The sequence below is a fragment of the Blautia sp. AM42-2 genome, assembly GCF_003480245.1.
Taxonomy (GTDB): domain Bacteria; phylum Bacillota; class Clostridia; order Lachnospirales; family Lachnospiraceae; genus Fusicatenibacter; species Fusicatenibacter saccharivorans.
Genome location: NZ_QUIM01000001.1, coordinates 340,180 through 357,396, shown reverse-complemented (window position 1 = coordinate 357,396; position 17,217 = coordinate 340,180). Strand labels below are relative to the sequence as shown.

Here is a 17,217-nt window from a genome sequence, read left to right as displayed (position 1 = left end):
ATAGAAACAAAAAAGGAAGCAAACAAAACCGGAAGCCGATTCCGGAACACAGTTTAAAATACAGATACCAGAAAGGAAGTATTTATTATGATGGACTACAGAAACAACTACAATAACGAAAACGAAACCAATAATGAGAACATGATGGCAGCAGAGCAGAACAGCTTCAACGGAAAGAAACCTTCTTCCAAAAATAAAAAAGCTGCTAAGCTTGCAAAAAAAATCGGAGCCATCGCCTTAAGCGCAGTTCTGTTCGGCGGTGTTGCCGGCGGTACCTTCCAGGCAGTCAACCACTTTGCCGGAAGCACGACAGCCGCTGCAACAACAACCACTGCACAGCAGACGACTTCCAACAGCAGCCTCTTAAAAGCCGCTGCCACATCCTCAAGCTCCACTTCCACCGGAACGATGGATGTTTCCACGATTGCGAAAAACGCAATGCCGTCGATCGTCTCCATCACAAACCAGTCCGTACAGGAAGTACAGAACTACTTCAGCATGTTCGGTTACGGTGCCCAGACTCCGCAGACCGAGGAGACCACAAGCTGCGGTTCCGGTATCATCATCGGAAAGAATGACACCGAGCTTCTGATCGTCACCAATAACCATGTAGTAGAAGATGCCGATACTCTTTCTGTTAGTTTTGTAAACAATCAGGTCTGCAAGGCAAATATCAAAGGTACCGATGCCGATAACGATCTTGCCGTCATCGCCGTTCCGCTCTCCGAGATCCCGGATGACACGATGAGCAGCATCGCTGTTGCCACGATGGGCGATTCTGATTCCGTTGAGGTCGGCGAGCAGGTCGTTGCGATCGGCAACGCACTCGGCTACGGCCAGTCCGTTACGACCGGTATCATCAGTGCTGCAAACCGTGTGATCGACAGCGATTCCTCTTCTGACGGAAGCTCCGATGGAACAACGGCAGATACTTCTTCCACTGATACAACCGGAAAGACCTACTTACAGACCGATGCAGCCATCAACCCTGGCAACAGCGGCGGCGCTCTTCTGAACATGAACGGAGAGGTCATCGGTATCAACTCCGCAAAACTTGCTTCTACAGAGGTAGAGGGCATGGGCTATGCAATCCCGGTCTCCCGTGTTTCCGATATCATTGAAAATCTGATGAATGAGCAGACCAGAACAAAGGTTGCCGCAGAAGATCAGGGAACGATCGGCATCAAATGCCTCGATGTCAGCAGCCAGATCCAGCAGGCATACAATATGCCGGCCGGCGTCTATATCTCCGAAGTAACCTCCGGCAGTGCCGCTGAAAATGCAGGTCTGAAATCCGGATACGTTCTGACCAGCTTTGACGGACATTCCATCACCTCCACCAGCGAGCTGAAATCCCTGCTGCAGTATTACTCTGCCGGCGAAACCGTCGAGGTGGAAGTACAGGTTCCAGACAACGGATCCTATGAGACAAAGACCTTCTCCCTGACCCTCGGAACGAGCACCAGCTCTTCAGATGATCAGCAGAGCGATTCCCAGCAGAATGCGGGTTCATCCCGCTCTGCAGAGGGTGGAAATACCCTGACCTCCGCTACTCCTTCGATCTGACTGCCCGCTCTCCCGTGAAAGAAATCCATAAATAAAAAACATCATAAGCATGAAAGAAAGGCCCCGAAACATAACTCCAATGTTTCGGGGCCTTTCTCCTATTCTCTTAATCCATTTCTTATTTTTCTGCTCCTGCAACTGCCTCGCGGGCTGCTTTCTCTTCCGGATCTTCATCCAGAATGGAGAATGCAATATTGGTTGCATGGTCCGCGACACGCTCGAGTCCGGATACAAGATCGGAGAAGATCATGCCGGCTTCCGGCGTACATTCGTTGCGGGTCAGACGCTCTACATGCTTCTGCTGCAGATCCCGCTCCTCCTGATCAATGGAATTTTCAATATCAATGATCTCCTGCAGGTGCTGCAGATCATTCTTTGCAAACATTTCGATCGACTCATCGAGAATTTTTAATACCATATCCAGCATCTCGGAAAGATCCAGTTCGCCCTGTTTGCTGAAGGTCACATTGTCATTCGTCATCTGCACAGCAGAATCTGCGACATTCTCGGCATGATCACCAATCCGCTCGATATCATTGACCACATGGAACAGCGCACCGATGCGCATAACGTCTGATGTCGGCAGCGATGCCTGATTTAAGTGAACCAGATAGTTCGTAATCTCTTTGTTCAGGAAATTAATATTTTCCTCGACACGGTAGACCTCGTCGATTTCTTTCTGATCGCGGGTCACCAGCGTATTCATCGCGCGAATCAAGTTGGTCTCTGCCATCTGTGCCATACGCTCCATCTCACGGACAGCCTGCAGAACTGCAGTCGTCGGGGACATCGCGTGTTTCGAGCTGATGTAGGCAAGCTCGAACTTTTTGTCTTCCTCGTCATTTCCGCGGATGATAAAGTACGTTGCCTTCACCAGAAGCGGGGTAAACGGCAGCATCAGGAGTACCTGGCATACTTTGATGATCGAGTTTGCATTTGCGATCATACGGCCTGCTTCGTTTCCGGAAATACCCATAAAGAAGTCAACTACCTGATTTCCAAACAGCAGGAAAATAATGGAGCAGACAATCGTTCCGGAGATGTTGAACAGCAGGTGGACACATGCCGCACGTTTTGCATCTTTTTTGCAGCCGAAGCTGGCAAGAATAGCGGACATCGTACATCCGATGTTGCATCCAAGCATCATAAACAGACAGATCGGAAGTCCCATCAAGCCCTCTCTTGCAAGAAGCATGATGATTCCGACCGTTGCAGAGTTACTCTGCAGAATCGCGGTAGCCACCCAGCCGACTAAGAACGCAAGAAACGGATTCGTCAGGGATCCGAGGGCGTTGACGACTGCAGGGATCTCTTTTGCTTCGTTCAGGGCTCCTGAGATACCAGAGATACCCATAAACAGAATACCAAATCCCAAGATAACCTCGCCGAGACGGCTGATCGTCAGATTGTTCTTTACGAACATAACCATCAGAACACCGATGATGACAAACAGCGGCGCGATATCCGCAAGGTCAAACGCAATCAGCTGTCCGGTAACTGTCGTACCGATGTTTGCTCCGAGGATAATTCCAGGAGCCTGTGCCAGTTTCATCAGACCGGAGTTTACGAAGCTGACCACCATAACGGTTGTAGCGTTGGAGGACTGAATCAGCGCGGTAAAGAAAATACCGACCAGAAGACCGATCACACGGTTCTTCGTAAATACCTCCAGAATGCTTCTCATCTTGGATCCGGCAACCTTCTGCAGTCCTTCACTCATCAGCTTCATTCCATATAAGAAGAAGCCCAGACCGCCCATCAAAGACACTATTACACTCATATTCTTTTTTCTTCCTTGTCTTTTTCTGATGTCTCTTTCCAAATCTCCGCCAAGTAGTTTCGCATTTTTTATCTCGATATTTTACATTTCCTTAACGTAGATTTTACACGACACCTTTTTTATCATAAAAGAAATCATGACATTTGTCTATAGAAAAATTAAAAATTTCGACAAGAAATTTTCAGATTCTTTTCGTTTCTTTCTTGCATTCTACTTGATAATATTGTAACATTTAGGATGTTTCCATATTATGAGGCGACATTTCCGCCTACAAAATTCAAAAGGAGAGAAAACTATGGAAAAGTTTAGCAAGCTGATGGAAAACACATTCAAGCTGCGGGAAAATGGAACAACGGTCAAAACCGAGATCATCGCCGGTGTCACCACGTTCATGACGATGGCGTACATTCTTGCCGTCAACCCGAACATCCTTTCCTCCACCGGCATGGACCACGGCGCTGTCTTTACAGCAACGGCTCTGGCAGCCTTCCTTGGCACCCTGCTCATGGCACTTTTCGCCAATTATCCATTCGCTCTGGCACCTGGAATGGGCCTCAACGCCTATTTTGCCTACACCGTTGTTCTCGGCTACGGATATAGCTGGCAGGCAGCCCTGACCGCCGTTTTTGCAGAAGGTATCATCTTTATTGTACTTTCTCTGACCAACGTCCGTGAGGCGATCTTCAACTCCATTCCGGTCAGCCTGAAATCTGCAGTCAGCGTCGGCATCGGTCTGTTCATCGCATTCATCGGACTTCAGAATGCAAAAATTGTACTGCCGAACTCTTCAACCGTGGCAGGCCTCTATTCCCTGTCTTCCTACAATGCCAACCTGCAGTCTGCAGCCACATTAAACGGAACAGAGTATGTGGCAGGAACGTTTAACGATGTCGGAATCACCGTTCTGCTCGCAGTCATCGGTGTTATCCTCACCGCCGTTCTTGTCGTACGCAATGTAAAGGGAAACATCCTCTGGGGAATTCTTGCAACCTGGATCCTCGGCATGATCTGCCAGGCATGCGGTCTCTACGTTCCGAACCCGGCAAACGGCTTCTACAGCCTGTTCCCGGATTTTTCCAACGGACTTTCCATTCCAAGCCTTGCCCCGATTTTCGGAAAACTGGATTTCTCCATTCTGAAAACAGGCGAGTTCTTCGTGATCATGTTTGCATTCCTGTTTGTCGATATGTTTGATACCATCGGAACTCTGATCGGTGTATCTTCCAAGGCAAACATGCTCGACAAAAACGGAAAACTTCCGCGCATCAAGGGCGCGCTGATGGCAGATGCTGTTGCTACCTGCGCAGGTGCTGTTCTTGGTACTTCTACCACAACAACTTTCGTTGAGAGTGCTTCCGGCGTTTCCGAAGGCGGCCGTACCGGTCTTACCGCTGTTACCACTGCAATCCTCTTCGGCCTCGCTCTGTTCCTCTCCCCGATCTTCCTTGCCATCCCGTCCTTTGCAACGGCTCCGGCACTGATCGTGGTAGGCTTCTACATGCTGACCAACGTAGTCAACATTGATTTCAGTGATCTTTCCGAGGCGATTCCGTGCTACATCTGCATCGGAGCTATGCCGTTCTTCTACAGCATTTCCGAAGGTATTGCCATGGGAGTTATCTCCTACGTTGCAATCCAGATCCTGAGCGGAAAAGCAAAAGAAAAAAAGATCAGCGTGATCATGTACATCCTGGCTGTTCTGTTTATCTTAAAATACCTTCTTCTGTAATGGCTTTTTAACGATACAGAACCGCATAAAAAGGCTCCTGTCCCACAGATTTTATTCTGTGAAACAGGAGCTCTTTTTATGCTCTGAATCAAAAATTTTTATTCTGCCAGGGTCCGGTAAAAGCAGGTGCGGTTTCCGGTGTGGCACGCTGCGCCGACCTGTTCTACTTTGGCAAGGATTGTATCGTTGTCGCAGTCGATCAGAAGCTGTTTTACATACTGCACATGGCCGGAGCTCAGTCCCTTCGTCCAGAGCTCATTGCGGCTTCTGCTCCAGTACGTCATTTTTCCAAGGCACAGTGTCGTCTCAAACGCTTCTTCATTCATGTAGGCGAGCATCAGCACTTCGTCATTTTCCGCATCCTGTACAACAACCGGAACCATGCCGTCGCTGTTTGTTTTAAAATCCGCCCAGGTAAAATCACATTTTAATGCTTGTTTCATCTCTTGTTCTCCTCTTTTTCTGCTCTTACAGGCTGCCCTTGGTCGAGAGCACGCCGGCAATTCTCGGATCGAAGGAAGTTGCCTCATCGAGTGCCTTCGCAAATGCTTTGAACATCGCCTCGATGATGTGGTGGTTATTTCCGCCGTCAAGCACTTTGATATGCAGATTCATCTGCGCCGCATAGGAAACGGCGTAGAAGAATTCTTTTACCATCTCAGTCTCCATCTCTCCTACTTTCTCCCGTGTAAATTCTGCCTGGAAAGAGAGATACGGTCTGCCGCAGAGGTCAATGGCCGAGAGCACCAGTGTCTCGTCCATCGGAAGGATTCTGTCGCCGTAGCGGCGGATGCCCTGTTTGTCGCCGACTGCCTCGCGGATTGCAGTTCCGAGCACGATACCGGTGTCCTCGATCGTGTGGTGGCCGTCTACATCAAGATCTCCGTCTACAGAAACGGAAAGGTCGAAAAGACCGTGGCGGGCAAAGCCGTCGAGCATATGGTCAAAAAAGCCGATGCCGGTGTGGATGTCGCTCTTTCCCGTTCCATCCAGATTTAATGTCATGCGGATCTTTGTTTCTTTTGTCACGCGTTCTACGCTGGCTGTTCTGTTCTCCACTTACTCTTCCCCCTCAAAACGGACGGCAATCGAATTGGCGTGTGCCGTCAAGCTCTCTGATTTTGCAAAGCTCTCAATATCCTCGTGGATCTCGGAAAGGGCTTCTCTGGAATAATAGATGATGCTGGATTTCTTCACGAAATCGTCTACGGACAGCGGGGAGAAGAATTTTGCGGTTCCGTTCGTCGGCAGGATATGGTTCGGGCCGGCAAAATAGTCACCGAGAGGCTCGCTGGAGTTCTCGCCGAGGAAAATAGCACCGGCATTATGTACCTTCATCATATCCTCAAACGGGTTCTTCGTCACGATCTCGAGGTGCTCCGGTGCGATGGCATCTACGGTGTCGATCGCTTCCTGATGCGAATCGGTGACAAGGATGTAGCCGAAGTTGTCCAGTGATTTGGAGATGATGTCGCTTCTGGAGAGGACTTTTAAGAAACCGTCTACCTCTTCACTTACCTTCTCTGCCAGCTCCTGGGAGGTGGTAATGAGGATCGCACTTGCAAGCTCATCATGCTCAGCCTGGCTTAAGAGATCGGCTGCCACGAACCGCGGATTTGCAGTCTCATCAGCAAGGACAAGAATCTCACTTGGGCCTGCGATGGAGTCGATGCTGACATTTCCGTATACGGCTTTCTTTGCAAGGGCAACGTAGATGTTTCCAGGTCCTACGATTTTATCGACTTTCGGAATGCTCTCGGTTCCGTAAGCAAGGGCTGCAATTGCCTGTGCACCGCCGATTTTAAAGACGCGGTCCGCACCGGCTTCTTTTGCTGCCGCAAGGACAACCGGGTTGACTTTTCCGTCTCTGCCGCACGGCGTTGTCATGCAGATTTCTTTGACTCCTGCCACTTTTGCCGGAAGAATGTTCATCAGAACGGAGGACGGATACGCTGCCTTTCCTCCCGGAACGTATACGCCGACACGGTTCAGGGCGGTCAGCTTCTGGCCAAGCATCGTTCCGTTCTCGGTAGAGGTGAACCAGCTGTTCTGTTTCTGTTTTTCGTGGAATTCACGGATATTTTTCATGGATCTGCGGATGACACCGATCAGCTCTGGATCTACGATGTTGTACGCTTCATCAATCTCTTCCTGTGTTACTTCTACGGTAGAAGCATCGAGTACCGCGTGGTCGAATTTCTCGGTATATTCGAAAACGGCTGCGTCTTTTCTTGTTTTTACATTCTCAATGATCTCCTGCACGGAAGCCTCGTACGTTCCGTACTGTGTCGGGCTTCGTTTCAGCATATTCTCCAGAATATTTTCTGTAGTCTCTTTTGTCAGTTTTACGATTCTCATACCAGTGCTCCTTTCAGATCCTGAATTAATTTAGTAATTCTCTCATTTTCCATCCGCATGCTCACCTGGTTGACAACCATGCGCGCAGACAGCGGGCAGACCTCCTCGAGAACGGTCAGGCCGTTTTCCCGTAAAGTGCTTCCTGTCTCTACAATATCCACAATCACTTCGGAAAGTCCGACAATCGGTGCCAGCTCGATCGAGCCGTTCAGCTTGATCATCTCAACGGTCTGGTGCTTGCGGTTGTAGAAGTAATCCTTGGCAATGTTTGGGTACTTCGTTGCCACACGGATCTGCTGGTTGTGCTGCAGCAGCTCACGCGCGGATTCCGGTCCGCAGACACACATGCGGCACTTGCCGTAGCCAAGGTCCAATACCTCGTAGAGGCGTCTTCCTTCCTCCAGAATCGTGTCCTTTCCGACGATTCCGATATCCGCTGCGCCGTACTCCACATAGGTCGGCACATCCGGACCTTTGGCGAGGAAGAAACGGAGCTTATGCTCTTCGTCCGTGAAAATCAGCTTTCTCGTATCTTTATTTTTCATTTCATCGCAGGTGATGCCGACTTTTTCCAGCAGCTCCAGCGTCTGGTACGCCAGGCGTCCTTTTGTCAGTGCAATGGTCAAATATCTCATCTTTTTCGTACCCTTCCTCTCCTACAGCTCCACCGGCTGTACTTCTCCTGTCGACAAATCGATAGCAAGCACCGAATCGCTCTTCTGAATATAGACAATGCCGCCGAACTGGTTCTTTCTGCCGTATTCTTCATAATCTGCAAGAACCTTGTCCCTTGCAAAGCAGACCAGCGCGACATCCATGCCCTTGCTTCTGTGCTCGTTAGCAAGTTTTACGGCCAGCGGCTGAAGAAAATCCGGGTAGAGCAGCATCGTTTTCGTATTGGCAATCGGAAGAGAAATTTTCTGGCGCTCCAGTGCATTCATCAGAGATTCCATGACAGTACAGAATCCGATCGCCGGCGCTTTCTTTCCGAAGTGCTGCAGCAGTGCATCGTAGCGGCCGCCTTTTACGATCGGCTCGCCGGTGCCGTAGGTGTAGGCCTGGAAAATAATACCAGTGTAGTAATGGAATTTGCTTAAAAGGCCGAGATCGAAGAAGACGTATTTTTCATAGCCGTAATCTTTAACGATCTCATAGATCGTAGCCAGACGATCGAGTGCCTCTCTTGCCGCCGGATTTCTTGTAAGGCCTTTTGCCTTTTCGAGAATCTCTGCATTTCCGAACAGCTGCGGAACATCACGGAGTGCTTCAAACAGATCACTTCGAAGGTTCTGTTTTGCCAGCAGCTCCTCGGCGCCAAAATGATTTTTAATGGAAATCAGTTCTTTTAATTCGTTCAGAACATCCTCGGCGAGAGCAGCTTCCTCGGCGAGCGCCTGGAAGAAACCTACGTGGCCGATGCTGATCTGGAAATCGGTAAGACCGGCATCCAGCATAACTTTTACGGTCATCGCAATGATCTCTGCGTCTGCCATTGCGGAATCATCGTTTAAGAGCTCGACACCCATCTGGGTGGACTCTTTTAAGCGGCCCTGATAGCTGCTGCTGTTGACGAAGCTGCTTCCTCTGTAACAAAGGCGGATCGGCATCGTCTCTTCCATGAAATACATGGAGGCTGCGCGTGCAATCGACGGGGTAAAGTCCGGACGGAGCACAAGGGTGTTGCCGTCGCGGTCAAAGAATTTGTAGAGCTCGCGGGACGGTGTTGTTCCCACTTCTCTTCCGAATACATCAAAAAACTCGAACGTCGGTGTTTCAATATCCTGATATCCAAACGCATGAAATACCTGCTCAATCTGATTCTCCAGGTATAATTTTTTCGTACATTCCTGATTGTAGACATCCCGGACGCCTTCCGGGGTATGAATTAATCGATCCATGTTTTGTTGTCCTCACTTTTTCGCTTTAGTTCGCTACCATATTACCATATTGAATTTAAAACTATGGTTAGTATATCGGAAAACATTTTCCCTGTCAACCCAAAATTTTAATCCGCTTTCGAATCCCGTATCTCCAGATCCTTCTGGATTCCGTTCAGGTACGGGACGAGAACGCTGCTTCCCGTTCTGGGAAGGAAGAATGACGTTTCAAGCTCGGTGTAGGAAAAATGCTTCTTTCCGCCGTTCTGTCCGCGGTCCCAGAAGGTTTTCATCGTTTCATACCGCAGGTAATAATATTCGTCCCGCGCCGTAAAATACAGCAGCAGGAAGGAAATCCCCCCCTGCTGCTCGAAATCTTTCATAAACGTAACCTGGTGCTCGTGGATGTTTGCGAGCGGAAAGGAATCCGTTTTGCACTCTTTTGCATCGAAGCAGACGGGAATGCCCTGTACAGCGCCGATGTAATCAACGGTACTCTTCTTTTCAAAATAAGCCAGCGTGATGTGTCTGCTCTCCTTATCTATTTTGATCGGGGTGATCGGCGTCGGCACCTTCTGGATCAGTGCCAGATGCCTGTCACGGTACTGCTCGTTTGTGCGGTTGATCATTTCCTCCAGCGTTGATCCGCGGAGTCCCCTCGATGTCCATGCCATAATTCCTGTCCTCGTCTTCGTTCTGTTCTTATTCAATCAGAGAAATTTTGTTCAGCGGCCAGTAGCGCAGAAAGGCCTTGCCGATGATCTTGTCTTTCTCTACGTACGGATTCAGCCAGTAGCGGGAATCCTTTGATACGTTCCGGTTGTCGCCGAGCATAAAGTAGCAGCCCTCCGGCACCTCATACGGTCCGAAATCGCCGACCGGTGTTTCCGGGCAGAAATCATCGCGCAGCGGCTCGGTGGAATCGTTGATATACACCTTTCCGTCGCGGATCGTAACCGTCTCTCCCGGCAGTCCGATGACGCGCTTGATAAACTTCTGCTTCTCGTCGTCCGGATAATAGAAAATAACGATGTCATACCGCTGCGGATCGCTCTTTACATAAGCAAGGCGGTTACCGAAGATCTGGTCTCCGGTCATAATCGTGTTTTCCATGGAAGGAGATGGGATTCTTGCGTTGATGACAATGACCTGCTCCACAAAAACAACGACTGCCACGACAATGGCGATCATTTTTACATATTCCCAGATTTCCCGTCCGATGCTCGTCTCCTCCGTTTTTCTTGGTTTTGTTTCTTTCTTTTCGTTGTCTTTTCGGCTCATAATCCTTCTCCCGTCAAATGTTCTCCCTGTAAAATCCGGCGCACGGATGATGGCAGGGGCGCTGTAAAGGTTTTTCCGGACAGATCCGATAAGGTGCCCGTAAGCTCTGGAAATACCGCCTTCCACGAATGGAGAAGTTGGTATTTCAGTCCGTATTTTTCCCGGAAGCGGCGGTTAAACTCCGCATCCCCGTATTTCGTATCTCCCGCAAGCGGATGACCGATGCTCGCGAGATGGCTGCGGATCTGATGGCTCTTTCCGGTCACCAGCTCAACCTCCAGCAGCGTACAGCCTCTTCCGGCACAGAGCGGCCGGTATGCGGTTTCTATGTAAACAGCATCTCCCTGCTGCTCTCTCTGAATCGAAACACGGTTTGTCCTCTCATTTTTTGTGAGGTATCCGCGGATCCGCTCTGTCTCTGTCACGGTTCCTTTTACAACCGCCAGATAGTATTTTCCAACAGCCCGCTCTGCGATCAGTTCTGAAAGCTGCTGCGTCGCCGCAACGGTTTTTCCGGCAAGAATCAGACCGCTGGTGTTCCGGTCCAGACGATTGCAGAGTCCGGCGCGGAACATGGTCTCCTCCCCGGCATTTTTTTCCGAAAGATAGGCGCCGAGCGCTTCGGTAAGGCTCACATCCGTCTCTTTCGCCTTCTGTGAGAGGACACCTGCCGGCTTGTTCAGGAAAATTACTTTTTCGTCTTCATAGACGATATCCAGCTTCGGATACTTTACCTGTTTTCCAGCCGCCGGTTTTTCCGGTGTTTTCCGAAATTTTTCGATGGTCTCTTCCGCCAGATACAGCCGGATCGTATCGCCTGTTTTCAGCTTTTCACTGCCGTCCGCCTTTTTCTGGTTCAGCACAATGTTTTTCTTTCGCAGCATTTTATAGAAGAAACTCTTTGGCGCCTCCTCCATATATTTGGACAGATATTTGATGAGCTGCTGCGCGCAGTCTTTTTCTGTCACGGTCAGTTCTCTCATAGCAATGGTCTCCTACAGTGCCAGCGCCAGCATCGTGTGTTTCACCAGTTCCGTGCGGGACAGATCCGGGTACCGCTCATCCGGTTTGAAGTTTTCACTGGCGCTCTTTTCCAGCTCATCGTAGTTGCGGTTCAGGGAATCGAGGCGCTCCAGAAATGCTTTTTCCCGATCAAAAATCTTCACATGGCATTTGTAGCCGTTGGCACGGATGATCTTGTTCAGATACGTAGTGCAGTCCTCGATCTGTTTCTGGTCTTTGGCGCGCGTGGTGTAGCAGGCGATCTCCTCACCGCAGAACGCCGCTGCTTCGATCATCAGACTCGATTTTTCCTGTGTGATATACATTTCATATCCCATCAGCAGTTTTCCTTTTTTTGCCTCAATGGCATCGTACACTGCTTTGTCCACTGGCTTTTGCATAACCATCATGATAAAACCGACGGCGGCGCGGCAGCCCGGCAGACAGCCTACTACGGCGACAACCGTAAAAATGTTGCTCTTGTTTCCGTCTGCAAGCACAAGTCCGACAATAAAAACGATGGCCGGAAGGACGAACAGTCCCAGTGTCACAAGCAGTCTTTTTTTCTTTTCCCGGCGGATATAGCCGTAATCCCCTTTTCTGATCTTCATTCTTCTGTCATTTCCCTTCTTCGATAAGATCCCCGCTCATCTTCTGCGTGTTTATTTCTTTTTGTGCACGTTGCGGAGCGTCTTTTTCGGCCGTCCGCCTGTTTTGGCTTTTCCCTGTCCGGAACGGTCATTCGCCGTCTTCTGGCCAAAGCCTTTTCCGTTGGACCCTTTTCCTCTTGACGGTTTTCCTGCCTCCCCGGCCATCTTTCTCGGCCGTACGAGACATTTCGGTCCGAATCCGATCAGATCCTCCCGGTGTGTCCGGCGCAGTGCCTCGCAGACGAGCTCATAGTTCTCCGGATTCCGGTACTGAATCAGCGCACGCTGCATCGCCTTCTCATGCGGCGATTTCGGCACGTAAACCGGATCCATCGTCCGCGGGTCAAGACCGGTATAGTACATACAGGTGGAAAGTGTGGAAGGCGTCGGATAGAAGTCCTGTGCCTGCTCCGGGATAAATCCCATATCGCGGATGTACTCGGCAAGCTCCACCGCATCCTCCAAGTCACACCCCGGATGGGACGACATAAAATACGGAAGTGCGTACTGCTGCTTCCCCGTCTTTTTGTTGCACGCATCGAAGCGGCGGATAAATTCCTGATATACTTCGTGGCGCGGTTTTCCCATATAGGAAAGCACACGGTTCGAAACGTGCTCCGGCGCAACGCGGAGCTGACCGCTGACGTGATCCTTTACCAGCTCGGAAAGGAACGTCTGGTCTTTATCGGCCAGGACATAGTCAAAACGGATGCCGGAGCGGATAAAGACTTTCTTCACGCCCGGAATGTCTTTTAATTCCCGCAGCAGCTTCACATAATCTCTGTGATCTGCCACCATATTTTTACACGGCTCCGGGAAGAGACAGTTCCGGTTCGGGCAGGCGCCTTTGGTGAGCTGCTTTTTGCATGCCGGACCGCGGAAATCCGCCGTCGGGCCGCCGACATCGTGAATATAGCCTTTAAATTCTTTTTCCTGAACCATCTGCCGCGCTTCCGCCAGAATGGATTCGTGGCTTCTTGTCTGCACAACGCGTCCCTCGTGGAACGTCAGCGCGCAGAAACTGCAGGATCCAAAGCAGCCGCGGTTGCTCGTCAGACTGTATTTGATTTCTCCAAGCGCCGGCACACCGCCGTCTTTTTCATAGCTTGGGTGATAGGCGCGCATGTATGGAAGCGCATAGACATCATCCATCTCCTGCTCTGTCAAAGGACGGGAAGGCGGATTCTGTACAATGTAGCCCTGGCCCTCATACGGCTCTGCCATCGGCTTCGCATTGATGGCATCGGTATTTTTATACTGAATCGCAAAGCTCTCCGCATACGTCCGCTTGCTCTCCCGCACCTCCTCGAATGACGGCAGCACCACCGGGTCAATCAGGTGATCCAGCGTTTTGCTCCGATAAACGGTTCCCGGAATAAAGGTGATGTCATGAACGTCAATGCCGGCCGCAAGTGCATCTGCAATCGCTACGATCGAAAGTTCTCCCATTCCGTACGAAATCAGATCCGCACCGGAATCGAGAAGGACGGAGCGGCGCACCTGGTCAGACCAGTAATCGTAATGCGAAAGGCGCCGGAGCGATGCCTCGATGCCGCCGAGGATCATCGGTGTATGTTTATACGTTCTCCGGATCAGATTGCCGTACACGGTAACCGCGCGGTCCGGCCGTTTTCCCATGACACCGCCCGGCGTAAAGGCATCTGTTTTTCGGTGCTTTTTCGCCACGGTATAATGGTTGACCATGGAATCCATATTTCCGGAAGAGACAAGAAAGCCAAGACGCGGTTCACCGAAAATCGAAATGCTGTTCTCGTCCTTCCAGTCCGGCTGTGAGATGATGCCGACGGAATAGCCGTTCGCCTCGAGCACACGGCTGATGATTGCCGGTCCGAACGAGGAATGGTCCACGTAGGCATCTCCGATGACATAGACAAAGTCAAACTGTTCGATTCCCCGTTCCTTCATCTCTTCTCTTGTAATTGGTAAAAAAGGCATGCTTTACTTTCCTTTCTGTGTTTCGGCGTCCGCTATGCCAAGCGCCGCTTTTTCTTCCTGCGTCAGGAGACGGGCACTGCCCTTTGGCAGCGCCGGATCAAGTTCCAGGCTCCCCATCGACAGCCGTTTCAAATAGACGACCGTTTTTCCGACCTTCTCAAACATGCGCTTGATCTGGTGGAAGCGGCCCTCACAGATGGTAATGCGGATCCGGCTTTCAAAAATGCCAGGCTCTTTTTCTATCGTTTCCAGAATGGTAAGCTCGGCCGGAAGTGTCGGTTTGTCGTCCCCAATGTCGAGTCCTTCGGCAAATGCCTGCCGATCTTCTTCTTTCACTTTTCCGTCAATCACGGCCTCATACACTTTCGAGACATGCGATTTCGGAGAGAGCAGCCGGTGGGAAAGGGCTCCGTCGTTCGTAATCAGCAGCAGCCCTTCGGTGTCCTTGTCGAGCCGTCCGACCGGAAAGAGGTCTTTTCTTGCCGCATCACTTAAAAGATCGAGTACGGTCCGGTCACGGCGGTCCTCCGTCGCAGAGACGACACCCGCCGGTTTGTGGAGCATCCAGTATTCCATTTTCACATAGGAAATGCTGTTTCCGTCCACAGTCACCTGCGCTTCATCCGGGTCGACTTTCAGTTCCGGGGCTTTTGCCGTAATTCCGTCTACGGCCACCCGTCCCTTCCGGATCAGGGCCTTTACTTCCTGGCGTGTTCCCACACCCATGTCCGCCAGATATTTATCGAGTCGTAATTTACTCATACCATCCGCCATCCTGCATAATATTTATTCTTTAACGTTCCGTTGTTTATTTTTCCCCAGCCAAGTGGGAAATCATCCAGGCACACAAGCACCCAGCCCTTTTTCCCCTGACACTCTTCCTCGGAAAACGAGAGTGTCTCACCCTTTAAGTAGCGCATGACACGGTCATCTCCCTTGGGAATGGTCAAACACGAAACGTATTCTTCTTTTTTCAGATACGCCGCCAGCGCCTGGGACGGCTCGAGGCGGTTTTTCTTTACGGTGCCAAGCGAAAGTCCGGTCCGCAGATAGCGCAGACCCTTTGCCGCACAGACACCTTCCGGCAGAAAATAGAGCTGGTCTTTCACAAGGGCAAACGAACCATTCTTCCAGTCCATGCGCACGCCAGCAAGAAACTCTTCCGCCTCTTTCGGCAGCTTCTTTGTCGTTTCCAAAAGGCGGGAAGGCTGCCGTTTCCGGCTCTCTCCCTGCTTTTTCAGGAGCGCCACGAAATGGCCTTCTCCCTCCATCCGCTGCGGGAAAATATGAACGCACCGGGAAAGATCGCGGCCATTCACGGATACTCCCGGCGCAAACCCTTCGTAACCCGGGGTAATCTCCTGTACTTCCATATCCGGATGCGCATCCAGCAGCCCTGCGATGACCTCTTCGTTCTCCTTTACAGAAAACGTACAGGTAGAGTACAGCAGCTCTCCGCCCTCTGCAAGCATCTGATACGCCTGCTCGATCAGTTTTTTCTGGATCGGCACATAATGCTCCGGCCCATTTTCACTGTAGTAGCGCAGCATTGAGCTCTCTTTTCGGAACATGCCCTCCCCAGAGCACGGCGCGTCAAGAAGGATCTTGTCAAAAAAGGCCGGATACAAGGTTACTAATTTTTCCGGATCCTCGCTCGTCACGAGAAGACGTCCCACTCCCTGGATTTCCAGGTTGCGCAGCAACGCCTTCGCCCGCGAATTGCTGATATCGTTTGCCAGCAGCATGCCGCCCTCACCGATCCGGCTTCCCAGCTCCGTTGCCTTTCCGCCCGGTGCCGCACAGAGATCGAGCACACGGTCATCCGGCTCAATTGGAAGGCGGGATGCCGGTGTCATCGCACTCGGCTCCTGCAGATAATACAGGCCCGCATAGTAATCGGCATCCTTTGCCGGATTGCAGCTCTCTTCATCGTAATAAAATCCATTTGGGATCCACGGAACCTTCTTAAGCGGAATATCGGTCCGCCTAAGAAACTCTTCTGTCGAAATTTTTCCGTTGTTTACCCGCAGTCCTCTATGTACCGCCTCGTCAAATGTCTTGCGGTATGCCTCATATTCTTCCTCACCGAGCAGCTGTTTCATCTCCTGCTCAAAGGCTTCCGGCAGTGTGATCATATCCGTTTATCCCCTTTTGTTCTAAAGTTCGTCTGTAATTGCCTGTGCGCGGTATCCCTCTGCAATCAGATCCAGTTCTTTGTGGAACCGTTTTAACTCCTGCAGATCGTTCTGCGCATAGATGTGATAAAACTCATCCTGAATTTTTTCTACTTCGCGTTTGTTCGTCACCTTGTAAAGATTCTCGATATTATTCAGGATATCCGTGATCAGATTCCGCTGTATCTGGGAGGAATTCTGTGCATCCATAATCTCACTCCGCACAGAGGACATCTCATTATCCAGCACAATAATCGCCTTTGCAGCTGCGCTTAAGCGCTCCCGGATGTGATCCGGAATGTTTGCCTTATATTTGTACTGCAGCGAGTGCTCAATCGTCGCCCAGAAATCCATCGCCATCGTGCGGATCTGGATTTCCACCTGGATGCGCTTCGGGCCGTTCATCGTCTCCACGGTATAGTAAACAATGAGGTGATAACTCCGGTAACCGCTGTCCTTCATGTGGCGGATGTAGTCTTTCTCGCTCTTAATCTCAATATCCGACCGCTTCTGGATCAGGTCGGCAACCTTTTCAATATCTTCAACGAACTGGCAGATGATGCGGATGCCCGCGATATCCTCCACCTGCTCCTCCATCTCTTCGGGCACAATGCCCTTTCTCTGCATTTTTTCCAGAATACTGGAAACACTCTTCACACGGCCGCTCACGCTCTCGATCGGTGAGTACAGCCCTTTTCCGTGGTGCTCCTTGATCAGATGCCGGAATTTCACCTGTAATTCCTTGACAGCCAGCTCGTATGGTTCCAGAATCTCATGCCATAACAGTATATCCATGTCCCCTAATCTCCTTTTTTGCTCCTGCTTTCAGCCATTTTTCTTATCG

Annotated in this window: 15 protein-coding genes and 1 pseudogene; 2 read left to right on the top strand and 14 right to left on the bottom strand. The window is 50.6% G+C overall.

The genetic code is table 11. The features are described from left to right. The first annotated feature begins 87 nt into the window (after positions 1-87). Positions 88-1,566, top strand: coding sequence for a S1C family serine protease (locus DW915_RS01720; RefSeq protein WP_070103176.1), 1,479 nt, complete (start codon positions 88-90; stop codon positions 1,564-1,566). Between the two features lie 118 nt (positions 1,567-1,684). On the opposite strand, the gene DW915_RS01715 is transcribed toward DW915_RS01720, so the two are convergent. Then, entirely contained in the window at positions 1,685-3,346 is a 1,662-nt protein-coding gene (locus DW915_RS01715) for a Na/Pi cotransporter family protein (protein ID WP_117508987.1), read from the bottom strand. A gap of 313 nt (positions 3,347-3,659) precedes the next feature. On the opposite strand from DW915_RS01715, the gene DW915_RS01710 reads away from it, so the two are divergent. Further along, positions 3,660-5,075 carry an NCS2 family permease gene (locus DW915_RS01710; RefSeq protein ID WP_117509154.1) on the top strand — a complete coding sequence of 472 codons (1,416 nt, stop codon included), beginning with the start codon at positions 3,660-3,662 and terminating at the stop codon, positions 5,073-5,075. 101 nt (positions 5,076-5,176) lie between these two features. Here the strand turns inward: DW915_RS01710 and hisI are convergent. From hisI to DW915_RS01645, 13 genes and pseudogenes are all read right to left on the bottom strand, one after another. Then, a pseudogene (gene hisI, locus DW915_RS01705) lies at positions 5,177-5,488 on the bottom strand (phosphoribosyl-AMP cyclohydrolase); the annotation flags it as partial. Between the two features lie 55 nt (positions 5,489-5,543). Then, positions 5,544-6,080, bottom strand: a complete 537-nt coding sequence (gene hisB / locus DW915_RS01700; protein WP_243033775.1) for an imidazoleglycerol-phosphate dehydratase HisB — start codon at positions 6,078-6,080, stop codon at positions 5,544-5,546. 54 nt (positions 6,081-6,134) lie between these two features. Beyond that, positions 6,135-7,433: a histidinol dehydrogenase gene (gene hisD / locus DW915_RS01695; protein WP_055226357.1), complete on the bottom strand. Its 1,299-nt coding sequence runs from the start codon at positions 7,431-7,433 to the stop codon at positions 6,135-6,137. Continuing rightward, the gene (hisG, locus tag DW915_RS01690; RefSeq protein ID WP_022461875.1) at positions 7,430-8,068 is read right to left on the bottom strand and encodes an ATP phosphoribosyltransferase; all 639 of its coding nucleotides are present in this window, start codon (positions 8,066-8,068) and stop codon (positions 7,430-7,432) included. Before hisG ends, hisD begins: the two co-directional genes overlap by 4 nt. A gap of 21 nt (positions 8,069-8,089) precedes the next feature. Continuing rightward, complete coding sequence (hisZ, locus tag DW915_RS01685) at positions 8,090-9,331, bottom strand: ATP phosphoribosyltransferase regulatory subunit (protein ID WP_118600646.1); 1,242 nt, start codon at positions 9,329-9,331, stop codon at positions 8,090-8,092. 107 nt (positions 9,332-9,438) lie between these two features. After that, positions 9,439-9,987 (bottom strand): Holliday junction resolvase RecU, encoded by a 549-nt coding sequence (locus DW915_RS01680; protein WP_118741540.1) that lies wholly within the window; start codon positions 9,985-9,987, stop codon positions 9,439-9,441. A gap of 25 nt (positions 9,988-10,012) precedes the next feature. Then, positions 10,013-10,591 (bottom strand): signal peptidase I, encoded by a 579-nt coding sequence (gene lepB / locus DW915_RS01675; RefSeq protein WP_022461878.1) that lies wholly within the window; start codon positions 10,589-10,591, stop codon positions 10,013-10,015. Next, positions 10,588-11,574 carry an RluA family pseudouridine synthase gene (locus tag DW915_RS01670; RefSeq protein ID WP_055218012.1) on the bottom strand — a complete coding sequence of 329 codons (987 nt, stop codon included), beginning with the start codon at positions 11,572-11,574 and terminating at the stop codon, positions 10,588-10,590. Before DW915_RS01670 ends, lepB begins: the two co-directional genes overlap by 4 nt. 12 nt (positions 11,575-11,586) lie before the next feature. Continuing rightward, positions 11,587-12,204, bottom strand: a complete 618-nt coding sequence (locus tag DW915_RS01665) for a DUF4191 family protein (RefSeq protein ID WP_022461880.1) — start codon at positions 12,202-12,204, stop codon at positions 11,587-11,589. A gap of 51 nt (positions 12,205-12,255) precedes the next feature. After that, positions 12,256-14,199: a YgiQ family radical SAM protein gene (locus DW915_RS01660; protein ID WP_055218016.1), complete on the bottom strand. Its 1,944-nt coding sequence runs from the start codon at positions 14,197-14,199 to the stop codon at positions 12,256-12,258. A 3-nt stretch (positions 14,200-14,202) separates the two neighbouring features. After that, entirely contained in the window at positions 14,203-14,961 is a 759-nt protein-coding gene (locus DW915_RS01655) for a pseudouridine synthase (protein WP_055226362.1), read from the bottom strand. Beyond that, complete coding sequence (locus DW915_RS01650) at positions 14,958-16,331, bottom strand: RsmB/NOP family class I SAM-dependent RNA methyltransferase (protein WP_118640437.1); 1,374 nt, start codon at positions 16,329-16,331, stop codon at positions 14,958-14,960. The genes DW915_RS01655 and DW915_RS01650 overlap by 4 nt, the downstream gene beginning before the upstream one ends. A gap of 24 nt (positions 16,332-16,355) precedes the next feature. Beyond that, positions 16,356-17,168 carry a GTP pyrophosphokinase gene (locus DW915_RS01645; RefSeq protein WP_055218019.1) on the bottom strand — a complete coding sequence of 271 codons (813 nt, stop codon included), beginning with the start codon at positions 17,166-17,168 and terminating at the stop codon, positions 16,356-16,358. Positions 17,169-17,217: the final 49 nt, after the last annotated feature.

What these genes read in the sequence shown, in the direction of transcription:
- DW915_RS01720 (WP_070103176.1), top strand. Translation starts at nt 88, where the DNA reads ATGATGGACTACAGAAACAACTACAATAACGAAAACGAAACCAATAAT.
- DW915_RS01715 (WP_117508987.1), bottom strand. Translation starts at nt 3,346, where the DNA reads ATGAGTGTAATAGTGTCTTTGATGGGCGGTCTGGGCTTCTTCTTATAT.
- hisB (WP_243033775.1), bottom strand. Translation starts at nt 6,080, where the DNA reads ATGACATTAAATCTGGATGGAACGGGAAAGAGCGACATCCACACCGGC.
- hisD (WP_055226357.1), bottom strand. Translation starts at nt 7,433, where the DNA reads ATGAGAATCGTAAAACTGACAAAAGAGACTACAGAAAATATTCTGGAG.
- hisG (WP_022461875.1), bottom strand. Translation starts at nt 8,068, where the DNA reads ATGAGATATTTGACCATTGCACTGACAAAAGGACGCCTGGCGTACCAG.
- hisZ (WP_118600646.1), bottom strand. Translation starts at nt 9,331, where the DNA reads ATGGATCGATTAATTCATACCCCGGAAGGCGTCCGGGATGTCTACAAT.
- lepB (WP_022461878.1), bottom strand. Translation starts at nt 10,591, where the DNA reads ATGAGCCGAAAAGACAACGAAAAGAAAGAAACAAAACCAAGAAAAACG.
- DW915_RS01670 (WP_055218012.1), bottom strand. Translation starts at nt 11,574, where the DNA reads ATGAGAGAACTGACCGTGACAGAAAAAGACTGCGCGCAGCAGCTCATC.
- DW915_RS01665 (WP_022461880.1), bottom strand. Translation starts at nt 12,204, where the DNA reads ATGAAGATCAGAAAAGGGGATTACGGCTATATCCGCCGGGAAAAGAAA.
- DW915_RS01660 (WP_055218016.1), bottom strand. Translation starts at nt 14,199, where the DNA reads ATGCCTTTTTTACCAATTACAAGAGAAGAGATGAAGGAACGGGGAATC.
- DW915_RS01655 (WP_055226362.1), bottom strand. Translation starts at nt 14,961, where the DNA reads ATGAGTAAATTACGACTCGATAAATATCTGGCGGACATGGGTGTGGGA.
- DW915_RS01645 (WP_055218019.1), bottom strand. Translation starts at nt 17,168, where the DNA reads ATGGATATACTGTTATGGCATGAGATTCTGGAACCATACGAGCTGGCT.